This window comes from Planktothrix sp. PLAVEN19ND (genome assembly GCF_057220675.1).
Window position 1 is genome coordinate 2,423,690 of the sequence record NZ_CM170132.1, and the last position, 20,827, is coordinate 2,444,516.

General features: G+C 38.6%; 17 protein-coding genes and 1 pseudogene. 14 read left to right on the forward strand and 4 right to left on the reverse strand.

Features of this window, described 5'->3' with window-relative positions:
• The first annotated feature begins 8 nt into the window (after positions 1-8).
• The 4 genes and pseudogenes from corA to AC2D3N_RS10435 all read left to right on the forward strand — a co-directional run bounded on the left by corA (position 9) and on the right by AC2D3N_RS10435 (position 4,595).
• Complete coding sequence (gene corA, locus AC2D3N_RS10420) at positions 9-1,184, forward strand: magnesium/cobalt transporter CorA (RefSeq protein WP_079678893.1); 1,176 nt, start codon at positions 9-11, stop codon at positions 1,182-1,184.
• A gap of 91 nt (positions 1,185-1,275) precedes the next feature.
• A complete protein-coding gene (locus AC2D3N_RS10425) occupies positions 1,276-2,985 on the forward strand; it encodes a DUF3352 domain-containing protein (protein ID WP_079678891.1) in 1,710 nt (569 codons plus the stop codon).
• A gap of 174 nt (positions 2,986-3,159) precedes the next feature.
• Positions 3,160-3,683: pseudogene (locus AC2D3N_RS10430) on the forward strand (ISAs1 family transposase).
• Between the two features lie 246 nt (positions 3,684-3,929).
• Complete coding sequence (locus tag AC2D3N_RS10435) at positions 3,930-4,595, forward strand: HAS-barrel domain-containing protein (RefSeq protein WP_484693557.1); 666 nt, start codon at positions 3,930-3,932, stop codon at positions 4,593-4,595.
• A gap of 190 nt (positions 4,596-4,785) precedes the next feature.
• On the opposite strand, the gene AC2D3N_RS10440 is transcribed toward AC2D3N_RS10435, so the two are convergent.
• The gene (locus AC2D3N_RS10440; protein WP_484693558.1) at positions 4,786-5,718 is read right to left on the reverse strand and encodes a class I SAM-dependent methyltransferase; all 933 of its coding nucleotides are present in this window, start codon (positions 5,716-5,718) and stop codon (positions 4,786-4,788) included.
• A gap of 297 nt (positions 5,719-6,015) precedes the next feature.
• Between AC2D3N_RS10440 and AC2D3N_RS10445 the strand changes: the two genes are divergently transcribed.
• The 10 genes from AC2D3N_RS10445 (at position 6,016) to AC2D3N_RS10490 (ending at position 17,579) form a co-directional block, all read left to right on the forward strand.
• Complete coding sequence (locus AC2D3N_RS10445; RefSeq protein WP_079679301.1) at positions 6,016-6,909, forward strand: glycosyltransferase family 2 protein; 894 nt, start codon at positions 6,016-6,018, stop codon at positions 6,907-6,909.
• Positions 6,910-7,034: 125 nt separating this feature from the next.
• Positions 7,035-8,138, forward strand: a complete 1,104-nt coding sequence (locus tag AC2D3N_RS10450) for a methyltransferase domain-containing protein (protein ID WP_484693559.1) — start codon at positions 7,035-7,037, stop codon at positions 8,136-8,138.
• 32 nt (positions 8,139-8,170) lie between these two features.
• Positions 8,171-8,836, forward strand: coding sequence for a glycosyltransferase family 2 protein (locus tag AC2D3N_RS10455; protein WP_079679297.1), 666 nt, complete (start codon positions 8,171-8,173; stop codon positions 8,834-8,836).
• A 98-nt stretch (positions 8,837-8,934) separates the two neighbouring features.
• Entirely contained in the window at positions 8,935-10,215 is a 1,281-nt protein-coding gene (locus AC2D3N_RS10460; RefSeq protein ID WP_484693560.1) for an ABC transporter substrate-binding protein, read from the forward strand.
• Between the two features lie 173 nt (positions 10,216-10,388).
• Complete coding sequence (rpsB, locus tag AC2D3N_RS10465) at positions 10,389-11,180, forward strand: 30S ribosomal protein S2 (protein WP_484693561.1); 792 nt, start codon at positions 10,389-10,391, stop codon at positions 11,178-11,180.
• Positions 11,181-11,347: 167 nt separating this feature from the next.
• Entirely contained in the window at positions 11,348-12,007 is a 660-nt protein-coding gene (tsf, locus tag AC2D3N_RS10470; protein WP_079679293.1) for a translation elongation factor Ts, read from the forward strand.
• Between the two features lie 100 nt (positions 12,008-12,107).
• Complete coding sequence (locus AC2D3N_RS10475) at positions 12,108-12,929, forward strand: hypothetical protein (protein WP_484693562.1); 822 nt, start codon at positions 12,108-12,110, stop codon at positions 12,927-12,929.
• 457 nt (positions 12,930-13,386) lie between these two features.
• A complete protein-coding gene (gene recG / locus AC2D3N_RS10480; RefSeq protein WP_484693563.1) occupies positions 13,387-15,858 on the forward strand; it encodes an ATP-dependent DNA helicase RecG in 2,472 nt (823 codons plus the stop codon).
• Positions 15,859-15,966: 108 nt separating this feature from the next.
• Positions 15,967-16,644, forward strand: a complete 678-nt coding sequence (surE, locus tag AC2D3N_RS10485) for a 5'/3'-nucleotidase SurE (RefSeq protein ID WP_484693564.1) — start codon at positions 15,967-15,969, stop codon at positions 16,642-16,644.
• Positions 16,645-16,856: 212 nt separating this feature from the next.
• Positions 16,857-17,579 (forward strand): biliverdin-producing heme oxygenase, encoded by a 723-nt coding sequence (locus AC2D3N_RS10490; RefSeq protein ID WP_079679286.1) that lies wholly within the window; start codon positions 16,857-16,859, stop codon positions 17,577-17,579.
• Positions 17,580-17,898: 319 nt separating this feature from the next.
• Here the strand turns inward: AC2D3N_RS10490 and hemJ are convergent, their stop codons facing one another.
• From hemJ to AC2D3N_RS10505, 3 genes are read right to left on the reverse strand one after another with little or no spacing between them, the layout of a single operon-like run.
• Positions 17,899-18,525 carry a protoporphyrinogen oxidase HemJ gene (gene hemJ / locus AC2D3N_RS10495; protein ID WP_339394361.1) on the reverse strand — a complete coding sequence of 209 codons (627 nt, stop codon included), beginning with the start codon at positions 18,523-18,525 and terminating at the stop codon, positions 17,899-17,901.
• The gene (gene hemN / locus AC2D3N_RS10500) at positions 18,526-19,911 is read right to left on the reverse strand and encodes an oxygen-independent coproporphyrinogen III oxidase (protein WP_484693565.1); all 1,386 of its coding nucleotides are present in this window, start codon (positions 19,909-19,911) and stop codon (positions 18,526-18,528) included. It abuts the gene before it with no gap.
• Positions 19,912-19,961: 50 nt separating this feature from the next.
• Positions 19,962-20,609 (reverse strand): biliverdin-producing heme oxygenase, encoded by a 648-nt coding sequence (locus AC2D3N_RS10505; protein WP_079679282.1) that lies wholly within the window; start codon positions 20,607-20,609, stop codon positions 19,962-19,964.
• Positions 20,610-20,827 lie beyond the last annotated feature (218 nt).

The following is a 20,827-nucleotide window of genomic DNA, read 5'->3' on the forward strand; positions in this document are numbered from 1 at the left end:
AGTTTTTTATGGCACACAGTATAAAATCTACGATGCCCCCGCTCGATTCTGCTATTGATGAAGATGAGGAAGAATCCAAATTAGATTATTTCTATGATGATCCGGGAACTATCCCTGGAACATTGGATGTGGAAGCCGATGATCCACCCCCGGAAATGGTATTAATTGATTATAGTGACGAAATGGCAACTCGTTTAACCTTAAAAACACCGGAGGAATGTGCACCTTATTTAGATACCCATTCTGTCTCTTGGTTGGATATTTTAGGGTTAGGAAATCAAGACACTTGGGATCGGATGGCGAAGGTATTTAATTTACATCCGATTGCCTTAGAAGATGTGGTGAATGTTCCCCAACGTCCTAAAGTTGTGGAATATGAGGGTCAATTGGTGATTGTGGCCTGGATGATCATGATCAAACCTGGCGCAGAGCCCCTGCATAAAGAACAGGTTAGTATTATTTTAGGGAAAAATTATTTACTGACGGTGCAGGAAGAAGCGGAATATGATTGTTTGCAACCAGTGCGCGATCGCATTCGTTATAATCAAGGAATTATCCGTAAACAAGGGGCTGATTATTTAGCCTATGCGATTTTAGATGCCATTATTGATGGTTTTTTCCCGGTATTAGAAGAATATGGAGAGATTTTAGAAGATTTAGAAGACAAGGTTGTCTTTAATCCTGTCCCTAAAGATCTAGCTAGAATTTATAGTATTCGTCGGGATTTATTTACCCTGCGCCGGGCAATTTGGGCGCAACGGGAAGCGATTAATGTATTAATTCGAGATGGAAGCGATTTAATTAGTCCAGAAGTTAGGATATATTTACGAGACTGTTATGATCATACCATTTTAGTTCGGGATATGGTAGAAACCTATCGAGAATTATCCTCGGATTTAATGGGAATTTATATGTCTACGATGAGTAATAAAATGAATGAAATCATGAAATTGCTCACCGTTATTTCGACTATTTTTATTCCCCTGACCTTTGTAGCTGGAGTCTATGGAATGAACTTTAATACGGAAATTTCTGCTTTGAATATGCCCGAACTTAATTGGTATTGGGGTTATCCAGTCTGTTTGGGAATGATGTTTTTCATCGCTTTAGGGTTATTTTTCTTCTTCTGGAAACGCGGTTGGTTTAATAGTATTTCCGAGCCCGAAGATCAAGAACCCCTGTGATCAATTTGCAAAGTGTGACCCCCTGGGTTAAAATCTCCCTCGATATCGAATTAATTAGTCTACTGGTTGTCTAAAGCCATCCTTGCCATTCATGATCCAAAAAATTAAACCCAATCTAGTTTTGACTGTGGGAGTTGCGACGCTGCTGGTTGGAGGGGGAATTGCAGCCTACTACAGTCTAGTTTCGCGTAAATTTTTAGAAGGTGTTCCCCTGGGTGCGAATGTTGTCCCCCAAGAAGCAATGGTGGCTGTATCCCTCTCTACAAATGGCCAACAATGGGATAAATTAAAGCAATACGGCACAGTCCAATCTCAGGCGGCGTTGCAGGAAATTCTCAAGGGTTGGCAAAATCGGGTCTTTACAGACAATGGCTATGATTATCAAAAGGATATCCAGCCCTGGGTCGGTCAAGAAGTGATGATGGCTGCTTTACCGAATTCTAGCTTGATTTCTGGGACTGCTCCTACCCCGGATGCTTCTACAACCCTAAATCAACAGGCAATGGTGATGGTATTTCCCATTGCTAACCCCGCCAAAGCAAAGGAATTATTATCGCAACCGAGAACAGTACAACCGGGTCAAACCACCCAGCGCTCCTATCGAGGAGTTGATATTATTGAAACCCAGGGAAATCCTAAACAGAATTATTCGATTTCTGTCCTGGGACAAGATTTTTTAGTTGTTACCACCGATCCGAATGCAACTGAACGGGTAATTGATACTTATAGAGGTTCGGATTCCTTAGCGAAAACCCCTGGATATGCTGCTAGTTTAAAGACGATTAAAACTACTAATCCTTTTGCTCAAGTTTACCTAAATATTCCCGTAGCTACAAAGATTGCCTCCTATCGTTCTCCTAATCCGATTCCTGATAAAAATTTGGAACAGGTACAACAGCATCAAGGATTAGCTACTAATATTAATTTAGAAGCTCAGGGCGTAGGTCTAAAAGCCGTATCTTGGTTAAAACCTAATAGTCAGAAAAAATTTACCGTTGAAAATAAGGCTCAAGAGATTCTACCTCGGATTCCAGAAAATACATTAATGATGGTTTCTGGAAGTAATTTAAAACGGGTTTGGGAAGATTATACTCAAGGGGCAAATGCTAATCCGATAGCGCCCTTGAATCCTCAAGTTTTGAGTTCGAGTTTTAAATCGGCGACGGGGATGGAGTTAGAAAAAGATGTTTTGAATTGGATGGGGGGGGAGTTTTCTTTATCTTTAGTTCCGGCTAATCCTAATCCTAGGGCGTTAGAACGATTTGTGGCGGGGTTAGTATTAATGGTGAAGGTTTCCGATCGCAGTGCGGCGGATAAGGCTTTAACCCAGTTAGATGAGGTGATGAAGAATAAGAAATTTAAGGTGAGTGAAACTAAAGTTAAGGATCAATCGGCGGTGCAATGGGTATCTCCCTTTGGGGGATTTATGGTAACTCGGGGTTGGTTAGAATCCGATGTGGCTTTTGTGACTTTGGGGGGGGCGATCGCGGATCAAGTTGTGCCTTCACCTCAAGCTGCAATCACCTCTAATCCGCTATTTCAGCAAACTATTCCGATGGGACTCAACCCCAATAATGGCAACTTTTTTATGAATCTTGAACGGGTGTTTGATCCGAATGTTAGAACTCTATCTTTACCTCAACTTCCCCCAGATCAAAGGCTATGGATTGATGCGATTCAATCAATTGGATTAACTACTGCAATTATCGGCGATCGCACTAGCCGTTATGATATTTTTGTTAAAATCAAAACGCCTAGCACTCAACTTCCTCCAACCGCAACCCCCAAAACAGAACCTTAAAGGGCAGGGAGAGCAGGGGGAGCAGGGGGAGCAGGGGGAGCAGGGGGAGCAGGGGGAGCAGGGGGAGCAGGGGGAGCAGGGCAGGGCTGTTTCAAAGTCGGGTGAAAAAGAGTAAAGAAAGAGCGATCGCCACCTGATAAAATGGAAAGCGATCGCCATTTTTTCTAAAAAAAGATGCTAACAAGTTTAATAGAAAATTTAAAAAAAGTCAAGGACTTCAGAAAAAGTCAGGGAAAAAGGTATGAGTTATGGGAAGTGCTATTAGTAGTAGTTTTAGGGGTGATAGGAGAATGTGGTCTAAAAGGAAAGTTGATAACTGCGGATGCGTTACATTGTAATGTCACCGGGAACATATTCAAAGTATAATTCAGGTAGAACGGTGGGGATACAGAGGAAAAAAGTCTGATAAAGAAACGGTTTATTATATAAGTAGTATCTGGGAAAAGGCAGAATTTTTTTCCCAAAAGATTAAAGGGCATTGGGGGATTGAAAATCAAGTTCATTGGGTAAAAGATGTGTTATTTAAAGAGGATAGTATGAAAATTCATCAAGTACGAGCGGCGACTAATTTGGCATTGCTCAACACCCTAGGATTGAATATTTTCAGAGGTTTAGGATTTTTATCAATAACAGAGGGAAGAAGGTGGTTAGGAAATCAGTGGGAGAAATTAGTGGCTATCTCTTCATCCCCAAGTTAAGAATAGAGCGATTAGTTTAGGAAAAATAGAGAAAAATCACAAACGTAAGTCTTACTCCGTAGGGAATAGGAATATTTATGCTATTTAGATAACTATTTCATATAATTAATATTATATAGCCCTTATAGGAAATATTAATTCTTCCGAAAATAGCTATCATGTTTGAGAATTATGGCTAAAAAGTAAGCTATAATTTTCAAACATGAAACAGCCCTGCCCCTGCCCCTGCCTCCCCTCCCCTCTCTTATGCGTCTTCCCTTCCCCACCTTCTCAACTTCTGCCCGTTCTCAACAACATATTGGTGAGGTAATTGAAACGGCGACAACGGAATATTTAGCCCAATGTTTGGAACCGGAGGATTTGAGTTTTCCGGTGATGCCTGCCTTTGGCAGTTGGGTGAAATCTAGGGATGAGGAGTCGGGAAATCAGGTTTATGGGGTAGTTTATCATGCTACGACTAGCCCAATTGATTCCGTACATCGGGCGAGGGCGTTAGGATTAAGTTTAGAGGAATTGCGAGAACAGCAACCCCAAATTTTTGCCATGTTAAAAACGGAATTTCGGGTGGCAATTGTGGGGTTTGAGTTGGCGAGTGAAGATAATAGTTCGCAACCGCAACGGGGCAAAATTTATCAATATATTCCGCCCCGTCCTCCTCAAATTCATCAAGCGGTGTATGAATGCGAACCGGATGAAATTGTGGATTTTAGTCAGGAATTAGATTTTTTAAGAACTTTATTAGATGTAGGTAATGCTCCGGTTGATTCTTTGGTAGCAGCAGCAATTCGAGAAGTTTATAAGTTTAAAACCTCAGATAGAGCTTGGTTAGTAGAAGCGGGACGAACCCTGAGTATTTTATTAAAAGATGACTATGATCGCTTGCGAGTAATTCTCAAGCAAATTCATCCTTGATTATCGGAGACTTAAATTGATCCAGCTTCTGTCACTTTCCGAATTAAGCAAGTATTAAATAAACTAATTTAGCCAAATGTTATAGCAAGAGGCAATAGGGAATAGGCAATCTCGCCATAGGTAAATACTTACTGTGAGCAGCTTTTAGCTTTCAAGAATGTCCTTATAGATGTGGCGACTGCTATATCATCTATAGGTTTGATTGGGTTAAATTTAACAAGTCTAAACAAGAACAGAAAATCTCAGTTTGTTGCTGAAAAATTTCTTCAGCCGTCAAATTTGATTGAGACTCAGAAATAAAATTAACTTGATCAGAAGCACTTTGATATGTTGTTTGAATTGTCAACATTAGTTTGATAAAATCATCCAAGTTATCTTTATCTTTGAGTACAGGGATAATTACATTGCTGGGTAAAGACTCAAGTATTTTAATAAAATCGGCATCTTTTAAGTTTAAGAATGCAGCCCGAAGTTTCCTGTATTTTTGGTTAATCTCCATGGCATCATTGTGTCTATATTCATTAAGCCAATCAGGTTTTACTGACTGTTTTTTCTGAAGAATAGCCAGGTGATGTCCTGATTCAATAATTTCTATATTAAAACTATCAGGATATACTGACAACCAATTTTTTAAAATAATCTTTTCACTTTCTCGATTGAAATCATCCAAAATGACAATACCACCAATACGGAGTTGGTTATAGACTTGATATAAACAGGCTTCTCTTCCTCTTAAGGTATAGAATGGTGGCCCATCTATAATTACGCAGTCAAAACTAAGGTTGTTTAAGGAAGTATCTTGAGTATAAGCAAAAATCGTACCCAAACCATATTCTTGAAAACTCAAAGGCTGATATTTTAACTCAAAGAGAGATTCTGGTTGAAGAAATTCTTTAGCAAGCTCTTGAGTTTGATGATAACAGTCTAAATCTGCATCTATTGAGATTATTTTGGTTTGAGGAAAACTTAAAGCTAGACGGATGGAACTTGCACCGCTACCAAACTCTAAAATATAATTTGGCAAATTAACTTTCTCATTGATCAAGTCAACAATTTTTAGGAATCCTTCTTCCCCAATCCGCCAAGCCAAATTAAGATTTAACTGATGATTATCAAAATTCATTAATGTATGGGATCATTAGATCATAAATAATTGCTTAATTGTATACAAAAAACCTAAATCGGTAATTTTATGGCAATTTTGGCGACAAGCTTTGATTAAAGCTTCCATTATGTTAACATGGATTCGTCTATTTTGGATAAAAATCTTGAATATCCTGTGCTGTTAGTTGTTGTTCTCCGATTCACTTGGGGTGATCAGCATCTGTGGCTCAATACTTCTACCTTTTTCAAAGCCAAAGATAACTTTATTTCGATAGATTAAATCAAGTTCTTACCGATAACCAACAAATCAAATGCCATGAAAAATCCTTTAATTTCTATTATTACTCCCGCTTATAAGGCAGAAAACACTATCAAGAGAGCCGTGAGCAGTGTCATACATCAAGATTTTATGGATTGGGAAATGATTATTATTAGCGATGATTACCAAAATTATTCTCAAATTCTTAAAGAAGATCATATCGTGGATGAACGCTTACAATTTATTTCAACAAATAAATTTGGTTCGGGTTCAAGTAATGCCAGAAATAAAGGGTTAGAGGTTGCTAGAGGACAGTACATGGCAACCCTAGATGCGGACGATGAATTTAAACCTCAAAAATTATCAAAGATGATCCCTTTGGTTGAGAGGTATGGTGCGGCTATTTCTGATATTGAAATTCGAGATCATGATTCTGATCTTTTACTAGAAAAATTCAATAAGTTACCTAATTATGAGTTTCTTTCTCCAAAAGACTTACCATGGGTTTCTCTTCATAGCTCTAGTATTTATTTATATGATGCCACCAAAATACCCAATTTATATTATGATACTGATTTTCCCAGAATGCAGGATTTTGTTTTTTTAATGTCCTTTTTTAATGACATTGAGTGTATTGGTTTTGAACATGAGCCTTTGCATATTTACTATAAGCGTAAGGGATCTGCTTGTAACTCTGCCGATACCCATGAAACGTTTCATAAATCTAGAAATAAATTGCTTGAAAAAATAAATAATGGTCAAATATCTATTCAAAACAATTTAGCCAAAGCTGAGTGCATAAAAATCATAAATTTCATATCGGAAACAGATAATATTTACGATATGGAAATTCTGAAAAATCCCCAAACTGATTGGCTGGAAATTTTTAAAACTAAAATTCAAGATCGGGATTTTTTAGGATATGTAAATTTTTTGAGAAACGAGGTTTAAAAAAGGCACAAGAACGGTGAAAATCGTGTTTTTTTACATCAACTTGACACTATTACTTTACCATGATAACTTTAGCTTTGGTTGCAAATTCAGTACAATTTACTTTTTAAATGAGAAAAAATTCAATGATTAAAACCTATGTAAGTAATGCTTTTTTAAAAATCGAAGATTCCCAACTGTATGCTATTTTTGCTTGGAGTCAACGCACAGCAGAAATTATTACTAACAAATCCTGGTTAACAATATTAGAAATATTTGTTCACGAACATTCTTTAGAAAAAGCTTACCTAATCTTTGAACAAATTAAATCAGCTTCAGTCCTGGAAAAGATGGAGGAGCTAGAGCAATATCAACATCTGATTGAAAATGCCATAGTATTTTTAGCCGATGGAAAAATTACAATTTTTGGTAAAGGATTTCGCAGCTTTATTGAAAAAGAAATGTTATTTGAACTTGGCGATATTAGTCAAGAAAATTACCAAGTTCTGACACAATTATTTTTTAACTATCAATTAAAAGATGATTTAGAATCTATTGAAAATATAGAAGAATTTCGCAAGGTAGTAGAACATTTAGAAAAACTTGGGTTGCTATCTCCTGCTACAAATTCTATAGATTGGGGTGATTTAAAAAAAGCTGTTCCTATTTGTCAAGCCTTTGGTTTAACTAGAGGTACACCCGTAGATAGATATTATCTCAGCAAATATTTACAGGAAATTCAAACGCAAATTTCTGGGAATATTTTAGAAATAGGAGGAATACCAAAAGATAAGGATTTCTATGAAGTTAATCCGGGTACATCCTATCAAATTATGAATATAGAACCCGGTTTGGGAATAGATATAGTCGGTGATGCTCACGATCCATCTATAATTAAACCGGAATCCTTTGATTCCATCGTAATTTTTAATGTTCTCGAACATTGTTACGCACCTTGGCAAGTAGTAGAAAATATTTATACTTGGTTAAAACCAGGGGGTAAATGTTTTGCCATGGTTCCTAGTTCTATCAGACTCCATGCTACACCCATGGACTATTGGCGGCCATTACCCGATGCTTTTGCTTGGATGTTTAGAAATTTTTCTCACCAAAAGCTCTATATTTATGGTAATCCTATTACTGTTATTGCTAGTTATCATGGCATCGCCACTGAAGAACTAACAACCGCAGAATTAGACGCCTATCATCCAGATTATCCTGTGGCTACCTGTATCGTAGCCCAGAAATAAAATTCACTTTTTATAACTCTTTATCAATTGCCATGAGTCCGATTAATTTTGATATCCAACCCGAAGTTAGCATCATTTTATGTACATACAATCGAGCCCAATATTTAAGTCAATGTATTGATAGTGTTATCGGTCAAACTTTTAAAAATTGGGAATTGCTAGTTGTCGATGATGGCAGCAATGATCAGACTTTTGAAATTGTCAACCCCTATTTACAAAACACTCAAAATATCCGTTATTTGAAACATAAAAATCGCAAGTTAGCCTACTCTAAAAATGTCGGTATTCAAGCCTCATTTAGCTCCTATATTACATTTTTAGATAGTGATGATACCTATGCCCCTCATCATATAGAATCTCGTTTTAATTATCTAAAATCTCATCCTGAAATTGATTTAATACAAGGCGGATTTTTTTCTGAGGAAGATATTATAGTAGCTGATTATTATAAACCTGGGAAAACCATTAATTTAAAAGAATGTGTTTTAGGCCCTACCTTTTTTGGTAAACGTCAAGTATTTTTTGAATTAAAAGGATTTGATAATATCGCCTATGGTGAAGATACAGATTTTTGGCAACGAGCAGAAAAAGTATTCAAAACTCAAAACATTACCAAACCAGAAACCTATATTTACACAAGAGCAGAAACAAGTATTACTAAGAGTGTTTTAGCAAATATTTATTTACATGAAAATTAATACTTTTTTTGCCAAATTAGCTAAAAGCTAATAACATAAATCAACGAATTTTACCATTTTCAAAGGTTTTTATATGAAAAATAGAGGAGTTATCTATTGTGCAACAGGAAATGCTTTATATCTGGAAGCGGCTTTTGATTTCGGCTATTATACTTTTATTTTGTATTACTTTTTTATCTGGCTGTCAAGAATATGTAAATAAAAATAACGGGGTAATTCATCTGACACTATGGCAATCAATTAATCCCCCTAAAAACCGCGATGTTTTTGAAAGATTGGTAGAAAAATTCAATCAAAAACATACTGATATTCAGGTAGAATCTATTTACGCAGAAGGATTACCAAAAGTATTAACGGCTGTCGTTGGTAATGCCTCTCCAGATATTCTATCATTTTATCCTCAACTTACGGGTCAGTTTGTCGAATTGGGCGCAATTGTTCCCCTAGAAGAATGGTTTGACCAATTACCCGGGAAATCTGAAATTATTCCTAACACATTGGAGGAATTAAAATTAGATGGTCACTTGTGGTCAATTCCTCTTTCTACAAGTAATCTGGCTATTTTTTATCGTCCTACACTTTTTGAAGCTGCGGGAATAAAAGAAACCCCGAAAAATTGGGAAGAATTACGCCAAGTTGCTAAAAAATTGACAATCGATAAAAATGGCGATCAACTACCCGAACAACATGGAATATTACTGCCTTTAGGTAAAGGAGAATGGACTGTTTTTAGTTGGTTTCCGTTTTTATTAAGTGCCCCCGGTGAAATAGTCACAAATGGCTATCCCAATTTAACAAATGCTGGAGCTATTACCGCTTTAAAATTCTGGCAAGACTTAATTAAAGATGGTTCAGCCATTCTTTCTAGTCCAGAACGGGGTTATGAGGAGGATAATTTTCTGGCGGGTCGTGTGGCAATGCAAATCACTGGCCCCTGGACTTATATTACTAAATCTAATGTTGATTATCAAGTATTTCCTATCCCTGCTAATATTAAGAAAGCTACGGTGATTGGGGGTGGAAATCTTTATGTGATGAAGACTAAGCCAGAAAGAGAGAAGGCAGCACTGAGGTTTTTAGAATTTGTTTTAAGTGAAGAATTTCAAACAGAATGGGCTGTAGGTACTGGTTTTTTACCCGTTAATATTAATTCTGTTCAAAGTCCGGCCTATCAACAATTCCTCAACTCCCAACCTTGGTTAAAAGTGTTTGTAGACCAAATGCCTGTAGCCCGCGCTCGACCCATTATTGCTGGATATAATCGTTTATCTAATAGTTTGGGTCGAGCCATTGAGTCCACATTACTAGGTAAATCTTCTGCTGAGGAAGCACTCAAAGAAGCTCAAGCCCGTTTAGAACTAATTTGGAATAGTAATTAATTACTGACAAATTCCCGTGATCTTTTAATTCTTTGATTCAAAATCCTCACGATATGGTATATTGGAAAGGTTGTCTAAAAATCACACATCCAGGGATTCGGGTGTTTCTAGGGTTAAAACCCTTAGCTGATACGCCTGGATGGAGGATTAACCCGAATTAGGAGTTATAAAGAATGGGCGTTATTAGTTTGGCAGAAATGCTGGAGTCTGGAGTTCACTTTGGACATCAGACCCGCCGTTGGAATCCAAAAATGTCTCCCTATATCTACACGGAGCGTAACGGGGTTCATATTATTGATTTAGTTCAAACCGCAGAACTAATGGAGGAGGCCTATGATTATGTCAGAAGTTCCTCTGAAGATGGGAAGAAGTTTCTGTTTGTCGGTACTAAACGTCAAGCTGCTGGAATTATCGCCAGCGAAGCCGCCCGTTGCGGGGGATATTATGTCAACCAACGTTGGTTGGGGGGAATGCTGACCAACTGGGCGACGATTAAAACCCGGGTTGACCGTCTGAAAACTTTGGAAGACCGCGAGTCCAGTGGTTATTTTGATTATCTTCCTAAAAAAGAAGCTTCGGTTTTACGTCGAGAATTGACGAAATTACGGAAGTATTTAGGTGGAATTAAAGCCATGCGTCGTGTTCCTGATGTGGTGATTTTAGTTGACCAACGCCGGGAATATAATGCGGTGATGGAATGTCGGAAATTAGATATTCCCATTGTGTCTTTATTAGATACTAATTGTGATCCTGATTTGGCAGATATTCATATTCCTGCTAATGATGATGCTATTCGTTCAATTAAGTTGATCGTCGGTAAGTTAGCCGATGCAATTTATGAAGGACGTCATGGTCAAGGTGCAGAAGCGCCCGAAGACTTTGAAGATTACGAAGCCGATTATGAAGACGATGAAGAAGTTGAAGATATCGGCGATTTAGATTCTGATTCGGAGTCGGAAGAATAAAACCTAAAGCAAGTTCTCAGGAGTCTTTTTTGGGGCGGTTTGAAGCTGAATAATCCCTCGGGACTCCTGGAATATTAATCTGGAAAAACGCTCTTATTCATTTGTTATACTGGTGGTTAACAGATGGATGATAGCTGTAGCAAACCTAGAATAAATCTGAGGAAAAGATGGCGGAAATCTCAGCAAAAGTTGTGAAGGAACTGCGCGATAAAACGGGCGCGGGGATGATGGACTGTAAAAAAGCCCTGATTGAAAATGATGGGGATATCACTAAGTCCATAGAATGGTTGCGTCAAAAGGGAATTAGTTCTGCGGATAAAAAGACCTCTCGCAGCGCTACCGAAGGCTTGGTGGGAAGTTATATTCACACTGGCGGACGGGTTGGAGTGATGGTGGAAGTCAACTGCGAAACAGACTTTGTGGCGCGTCGGGAGGAATTTAAGGCATTAGTGAATAATATTGCAATGCAAATTGCAGCTTGTCCTAATGTGGAATATGTTTCTATTGATGATATTCCCCCCAGCATTACCGCTAAGGAAAAAGAGATTGAAATGAAGCGGGATGATTTAGGAAATAAACCTGATAATATTAAGGAAAAAATTGTTCAAGGACGAATTGATAAGCGTCTTCAAGAGCTATCTTTAGTTGATCAACCTTACATTCGCAATCAAGATATTACGGTGGCGGAGTTGGTAAAACAAAGTATTGCTCTGTTAGGAGAAAACATTAAAATTCGTCGCTTTGCTCGTTTTGTTTTGGGCGAAGGGTTAGAGAAGGAAGAAAAGAATTTTGCGGATGAAGTGGCTGAACAAATGGGTAAAGCCTAGGTTACTTCTGAAGTTAATTGATAGTTGGAACTCCGATCTGATAGGAATTTAATTATGATCGGAGTTCATTAATTCGTAATTCGTAATTCGTAATTCCTTTATGGCTGGATCAATAAATCGCGTTGATCAGGATATCGCTGCTTTGGAAGAAGCGATCGCTAAAATTGCCCAAGAGTTTCATCAGGCTTATGAAGTCTATTTGGTAGCCCTGGGGCAAGGGGTACGTCAACAATTAATTTTGGCGAGTTATCATCTCTGTACTCAAACCTATCCTCAAGCATTTTTAGAGTTATCGGTTTCACAACGACAAAAATTACAACAGGAGCTAAGAAATTTAGCCCGACAAATGCAGACGGATTTGTGCGATTCTCTGCACATTCTAGTTTCGTTTGAACTTGTAGATGGAGAGGAGGAGGATTTTACCTCTGAGCCGGGGGAGGCACAGCCCGAGGAAAATTTGCAGGTTTCTCGGACTCCACAACCGTTGGATTTATTGGCTTGGCAAGAAGGGATTGAAACCGAAATTGTGCGGCTGTTAAAATTGCTATCTAAGGATGCTAACTTGCTGTTACAACGGTTTGGACTGTTACCGAAAAAATTACCGGAAGCGATTTTGGAAGTGGCTTCTAAAGCTCAAGCGTCGAGTGATATGGTGGCTGGGCCAGCGAATTTGCTCCAGATCATGATTGAGACGGAGGATGATGACGAGTCCCAAACCTCTATGATGACCAAGTTAACGGCTATTCATTTGCGCCTGGGGGAAATTGAGTTTGCGGATGCTAATGTGATGGCGCGACGCCACCAACTCCGCCATTTATCGGGACAGTTGAGTGGTATCCGTCGGGACTATCAAAAAAAGTTACGCGAGAGGGCTATACTTCAGGCAGAAGCCGCTTGGCGAGCCAGTTGGTATGAGGATTAAAAAGGGTTGTAATACTTGTGGGTTAAGGTTTTAGGGGTTTTAATTGACTAAAAAATCAAGAGTAGGGACGAAAGACCCCCAGTAGCATCTACTCAAATTATAGCACCCGAAAATTATTCGTGTCAACCTTGTTTAAAATTTGCCTTGATTTTTTCCGAAAATTGAGGAGTAGGGAAATTAGAAAAGTCTGTAATGCTATGGATAAAGGGTTCTAAGATTTATTGCCTAAAAAATCAAGTGTAAACCCAAAAAACTGCCACTAGCATTTGCTAAAATTATAGCAAAATGGATTTGTTATTGTCAACCCCCCTGAAATTGGCGTTAATTCCTATTATTAAAAAGCCGAGTAGAGAGGTTAAAGAAAAGCAAAGAAAATCTCTGTTCTGCTGACAATACAATATATTATAATAGGCTGTGGTGAGTCACAAAGACAGGGTAATTAGGAACTGAGATTAAGATGAAATCTTATCAACCGGACTGGTGGAGATTTAGTAAAGCGTTGTGCGTGGAAGCAGAACGGGGTTTTACGAATTTACAGGGGAGTCAATATCAGTTCCATGAATTTTTTTATGTGAGTTTAAAAGAATTGTTTGAAAATGCACCGCCGGAGACTCAGCAACGGTGTCAAGATTTGGCGGAGGAGTTTTTACGCTATCCTGAATTAGCCGTAGAAGACCGACAACATTTAATTGCAGATACGAGACGTTTTTTACTGCAATTACAACGGTTATTTGATTGTCGGAATCAGGTATCGGAAATTCGGGAAAAAGAACAAAATCGAAACCCCCAGGCTCGTAGTGCTGGAATGGCGGAAAAAGGCAAAAGTGTTGAGATTTCCTTAGAACAATCCTTAGAAAAAATTATCGGGCCGAGAAATAGCGATCGCATCGCTAAATTAGGAATTTTAACCGTATTTGATTTACTCTATTATTATCCGAGGGATCATATTGACTACGCCCGACAGGTAAAAATCAAAGAACTCGAACCTGGGGAAACCGTAACCCTAATTGCTCAGGTAAAACGGTGTAGTTGTTTTAGTAGTCCGCGCAATAAAAAATTAACCATATTAGAATTAGTATTAAGCGATAATACCGGACAGCTTAAAATTAGTCGATTTTATGCCGGAAATCGATATAGTAGTAAAGGTTGGCAACATCAACAAAAAAATAATTATGCGACCGGGGCGTTAATTGCCGCATCGGGTTTAGTCAAAAAAAATCAATATGGGATTACCTTAGATAACCCGGAATTAGAGGTTTTAGATGATGCCGAGGGTCAAATTGAATCAATGAAAATTGGGCGACTTTTGCCCGTGTATCCGTTAGCAGATGGCATCGGGGCGGATGTGGTGAGAAAAGCGGTAATTGCGGCTTTACCTGCGGCGAAACAATTGGCAGAAGCGTTACCCCAAGAAGTATTAAATCAATATCAATTAATTGGGTTAACTAATGCCATTGAGAATATCCATTTTCCCCCAGACCGAGATTGTTTATCGGCGGCGAGACGGCGGTTAGTCTTTGATGAATTTTTCTATTTACAGTTAGGATTATTAACCCGAAGACAACAGCAGAAACAGGTTGAAACCAGCGCGATTTTAGCACCCAAGGGAAAATTAATTGATGAATTTCATCAGATGTTACCCTTTCAATTAACCAATGCTCAAAATCGGGTAATTCAAGAAATTCTCCAAGATTTATATTCCCCTGAACCGATGAATCGATTAGTACAAGGAGATGTGGGAGCCGGAAAAACCGTGGTGGCGGTGGTGGCAATGTTAGCGGCAATTCAAGCCGGATATCAAGCCGCTTTAATGGCGCCAACGGAAGTTTTAGCCGAACAACATTATCGAAAATTAGTCAGTTGGTTTAATTTAATGCACCTGCCTGTAGAATTATTAACGGGTTCAACGAAAGTGGGAAAACGGCGTCAAATTCATGCCCATTTAGAAACGGGAGAATTGCCAGTTTTAGTCGGAACCCATGCCTTAATTCAAGATAAGGTAAATTTTCATCGTTTGGGATTGGTGGTGATAGATGAACAACATCGATTTGGGGTTCAACAACGGGCTAGATTACAACAAAAAGGCGAATCTCCCCATGTTTTAACGATGACCGCCACTCCCATTCCCCGCACCTTAGCCCTAACCTTACATGGGGATTTAGATGTGAGTCAAATTGATGAACTTCCCCCCGGTCGCCAACCCATTCAAACCACTATTTTAACCGGAAAACAACGACGGGATGCCTATGATTTAATTCAACGGGAGGTAGCCAAAGGTAGACAGGTTTATGTGGTGTTACCCCTAATTGAAGAATCAGAAAAATTAGATGTTAAATCGGCGGTGGAGGAACATCAAAAATTACAGTCTAAGATTTTTCCCGAGTTTAAAATTGGGTTGCTCCATGGTCGGATGAGTAGTGCGGAAAAAGATGAAGCGATTACTCTATTTCGAGATCAAGAAACTCAGATTCTGGTATCAACAACGGTGGTGGAAGTGGGGGTGGATGTTCCGAATGCCACGGTGATGTTAATTGAAAATGCCGAGCGGTTTGGATTATCTCAAGTGCATCAATTACGGGGACGGGTCGGTCGAGGAAAGGATAAATCCTATTGTTTATTAATGTTAGGAGGTTCTACCCCGGAAGCGCGACAACGGTTACAGGTTTTGGAACAATCTCAGGATGGGTTTTTGATTGCCGAAATGGATTTACAATTGCGGGGGCCAGGACAGGTTTTAGGCACTCGTCAGTCAGGTTTACCGGATTTTGCTTTAGCCAGTTTAGTTGAGGATCAGGAGGTGTTACAATTGGCTAGGGATGCTGCCCAAAATGTATTAGAAAAAGATCCAAAGTTACAGGGTTTACCTTTAATGCGAGATGAATTAAATCGTCGTTATATTAAGATTATGGGAGGCAGTATTTTAACCTAGTTCTCATTACCTATCGCAGATTTAAACGGATTACGCAGATTAACACAGATTAAAATCCGTGAAATCCGTGAAATCCTCTTAAATCCGTGTTCCCTATTCCCTTAAAAAATGAAAATAGTATTAACAAATGATGATGGTATTGATGCACCAGGAATTAAAGCATTAGGGAAGGCAATTTCTGGGGAAAAATTTTTGATTGCTCCCCAAAAAGAATATTCTCAATGTGGACATCAAGTCACAACTAATCAAGGCATTCATGTTGAAAAACGTTCGGAAATAGAATATGCGATCGGGGGAACTCCCGCCGATTGTATTCGGTTAGCAGTATCCCATCTTTGTCCTGATTTAAGTTGGGTGATTTCGGGAATTAATCCGGGGGGAAATATGGGGGTTGATGTGTATATTTCCGGGACGGTGGCGGCGGTGAGGGAGGCGGCAATTCAGGGAATTCCGGGGATAGCTTTATCGCAATATCGCAAAAAAGGAAAACCCGTGAATTGGAAAAGGGCAACCCGTTGGGCAAATTTAGTGTTAAATGAATTAATGCAGCATCCTCCGCAACGGGGGTGTTTTTGGAATGTTAATTTTCCCGACTTGGAACCGGAAGATCCTGAGCCAGATCTGGTATTTTGTAAATTAGGAATTCAATCTTTGCCGATTAATTATAGGATGGAAGGGGATTATTTTCATTATTACGGAAGTTATAGCGATCGCACCTACGAAGTCGGAACGGATGTAGAGGTGTGTTTTCGGGGTAAAATAGCTGTGAGTTTAATTAGATTGTAGGTGAGGGGTCAAGATTAATTTAAACACCCAGACACCCAGACACAAAGAGGTTGTAAATATAACTAGCCGATTGGTGTCAGGGGTGGATGTGACAATTCTTAACACCATTTCTCATGAAATTAGTTTAGTATCAGGAATTAGGCGGTTTTTCTTGGTGCTGTGATTAGCAAGACGCCTATTGTTGAATTTAGCTTTGGGATTAAAACTTTAGTATGAGCGTTAACTTAGCAACCCAACTGCGAGAAGGCACAAAGAAGTCTCACACAATGGCGGAAAACGTTGGTTTTATTAAGTGCTTTTTAAAGGGTACAGTAGAAAAGACGTCTTACCGAAAATTGGCAGGAAATCTCTATTTTGTCTACTCCGCAATGGAAGAAGAAATGGAGCGCCACCGTAACCATCCAATTTTATCTAAATTGTATTTTCCTGAACTGAATCGCAAACAAAGTTTAGAGCAGGATTTATGCTTTTATCATGGTGCAAATTGGAAAGAAGAAGTACAACCTTCTGAAGCCACAAAAGCCTATGTTGCTCGAATTCGAGAAATCTCTAATTCTGAACCCGAATTGTTAATTGCCCATCTCTATACTCGCTATTTAGGGGATTTGTCCGGGGGGCAAATTCTCAAGGGAATTGCTCAAAACGCGATGAACTTACAGGATGGACAAGGAACTCAGTTTTACGAGTTTAATGATATTCCCGACGAAAAAGCATTTAAGGTCAATTATCGTCAACAAATGGATAGCGTTGATATTGACCAAGAAATGGCAACTCGCATTGTCGATGAAGCCAATGATGCCTTTGGGATGAACATGAAAATGTTCAATGAATTAGAAGGGAATTTAGTCAAAGCTATTGGTCAAATGTTGTTTAATACCTTAACTCGTCGCCGGACAAAGGGCGCAACGGAAGGGTTAGCAACCGCCGCCGAATAATCGGTAATAGCAGGCAACAGGTAACGTCAGGTTTGCGAGATCAGTCCTTGTGCTAACCTTTCTGGAAACTGCTATAAAATACTATAAAACAAATTAGTCCTGAATGCAAGGATTTGTCTTGTGTTCAGGATTTTGTATTTTTATAGGGGAATGAAAGATCCATAAGAGGGTTGGAAGACCCAACCCCTACGATATATAGCACTACGCATTACGGTTAGGACATTTTTAAACCCTGAAACCCTTTCAATTCTGTTCCCTGTTCCCTGTTCCGGTGTTCCCTTGCGCGTAGCGCTATGCTATTTAGGATTGCTATATTGGCTTACTGACTAACCACTTGCTGGGCGTTTTTTTGTCGATGGAGGGCATAGAGTTGGAAGAACACAATCATCCCTACAATAAAACTACCCGTCACAGCAATAGCTGTATTGATGGGTAAATTATTTTTGAATACTGCTAGTAAAACAATCACCAATAAAAGCACCGTTGGTACTTCATTTAAACTGCGGAATTGTTGACTGGTGAACATCACCTTATGGGTAGCTAATTGTCGCATAATCCGACCACAATAAAAATGATAGGCGACTAAAACCGCAACTAATCCTAATTTAATATGCAGCCACATATCTTGTAACAGGCTGGGTTGTGTAATTAAAAGGGCGATCGCCATTACCACCGTCACCACCATTCCTGGGGTTGTGATAATCCCATAAAGACGCTTTTCCATCAATTCATATTGTTCTTTTAAAATGCTGCGGGCTGGTTCAGGTTTTTCTTCCGCCTCGGCGTGATAAACAAATAATCTCACCAGATAAAATAAACCCGCAAACCAGACAACCATTCCAATGATATGAAAGGATTTAAACCAAAAATAAGTCATAGATCCAATAAAATCCTCAACAATAAAGGTGGTATAAACCACCTTACTGGATTCTGGACAATCTGGCAATTAAATCGCCCTTGATAATCTTTGTTCCTGTTGGGCTAGGGTATGGGTATCAAATAAAAAGGCAATATTTCTAACTAAAAGTCTGCCTAGGTTTGTCACCACAATGGAATCATGGTTGGACTGAACTAAACCATCGGCAATTAAGGGACGCATGGCGATTAATTCCGTGGCAAAGTAGGTGTCAAAATCCAGATGATATTTAGCTTCGATTTGAGATTTATCTAAGTAGAAACTAGACATAATTTGCATAATCACATCTCGTCTGAGAATATCATCCTTACTCAATTTAAACCCTTTACTTACGGGTAAAATTCCTTGATCAATGGCTTGATAATACTCTTTTAATCGCTTATGGTTTTGAGCATAGGTATCTTCTAACATACTAATAGAGGTTAACCCAAATCCATAAAGTTCGGCTTCCGGTTGGGTTGTATACCCTTGAAAATTTCGTTTTAAGGATGAATTTCGTTGGGCGATCGCTAATTCATCATTGGGTTTTGCAAAGTGATCCATGCCAATAAAAACATAGCCATTATCGGTCAATTCTTGGATTGACATTTGCCAAATTTCCAACTTTTCATGGGGTTGGGGTAGGGCAGATTCGGGAATATTTTTCTGGACTGGTTTCATCCAGGGAACATAGGCAAAGTTAAAAATAGCAATCCGATCGGGATCGAGTTTAATGGTCTTTTTAATGGTTTCTTTAAAGCTAGACAAAGTTTGATAGGGTAAGCCATAAATTAAGTCCACATTCACACTTTCAAATCCGGCTTCTTTAATCCAATCCATCACATCAAATAACAGAGCTTCCGGCTGGACTCTATTAACCGCTTCTTGCACCTGGGGATTAAAGTCTTGAATCCCAAAACTAATCCGATTAAACCCCATTTGTTTCAGGAAAAAGATATAGTTTCTATCGACATATCGGGGATTAATTTCTATGGAAATTTCGGCTTTATCATCAAAGATAAACTGTTTATTAATGGTTTCCCATAAATAATCAACCTGTTCTAAGGATAAGTAATTCGGCGTACCACCGCCCCAATGCAGTTGGGTAACGGGGCGTCGAGTATCAATAAAACCAGAAGTGAATTCAATTTCTTTTGACAAATATTCGACATAAGTTTTAGCTGCATTTTTATTATTAGAAACAATCACATTACAGCCGCAGAAATAGCAAGCTGTTTGGCAAAAGGGGATATGGAAATAGAGAGATAAGGGAGATTGGCGTCGATTCGATTCAGTCAGGGAAAATTCCCAATCTAAAGGGGTAAATTCATCTTTTAATTCTGTGGCTGGTGGATAACTGGTATAACGAGGAACTGCATTACCGTATTTTTCAATTAAATCAAAATCAAACGCCACATTGGCAACTGAAAAAACCATTGATTTGTTCTCCCTAATCAGTTATAATTGTAGATAATAAATAGACAAAATTAAACCGTAGCTGGAGTTGGGGCTTCTCCCAAATCTCGCAACATAGCAATATTCAGGACAAAAGCGTTATTGGCTTCGGCAACAATTTGATCTTGGAGTTGTTCACTGAGGACTAATTCATTCAATCTTTGACGATAGAGATTTTTAAATTCATTGACATCTAAGATTTGATCGAATTCATAAAAACAAATTCCTTGATGTTCTTCTAAATGAAATACAGATTGGACAATTTTTTTCAAACTTTGTCCTCCCGATAAATCACCCATATAGCGAGTATAGGAGTGAGCAATTAATAAGGTGGGTTCGGTAGCAGAAAGTTCGTGAAGTCGAGAAACATAAGCTTGGGCGGCGGGAGAAGCGGTAATATTATCTGGCCAATGTTCTCCATAATAAAAGTTTAAGTCTTTCTCTAAATTGGCTTTTCGGTTGAGTTCGGGGAAATAAATTTTGCTAATATTGGGATGGGTTTGATGGGCTTGTAATTCTGCTTCTAATTGGCTATAAACAAAATATAAATTACTCAGAAGTTGACAAAAAGATTCTCTACTGATACCCCCGGATAAAAAGTTTCTCATAAATCCGGTATGTTCGGCATTACTATGAGATTGTTGGGTTCCGATTTTGAGTTTTTCAGCTAAGTTTGTCATAATTTTAGAGATGAATTAAGATTAAATTTTTCCTCAGACTAAAAACAGGGGAAATAGCAAGCCCGAGGTTCGGTTTTTCCTACTCGAATGAATCTATCACTATATCGCTGGTTAGTTATATAGTTGTTACAATTCTTTACTAACGCAGGAAATTTAGGGGAACCCCTAGACAAAATAAAAATTATATAGTTCAATAACTAGATAGTAATATTTAAGGA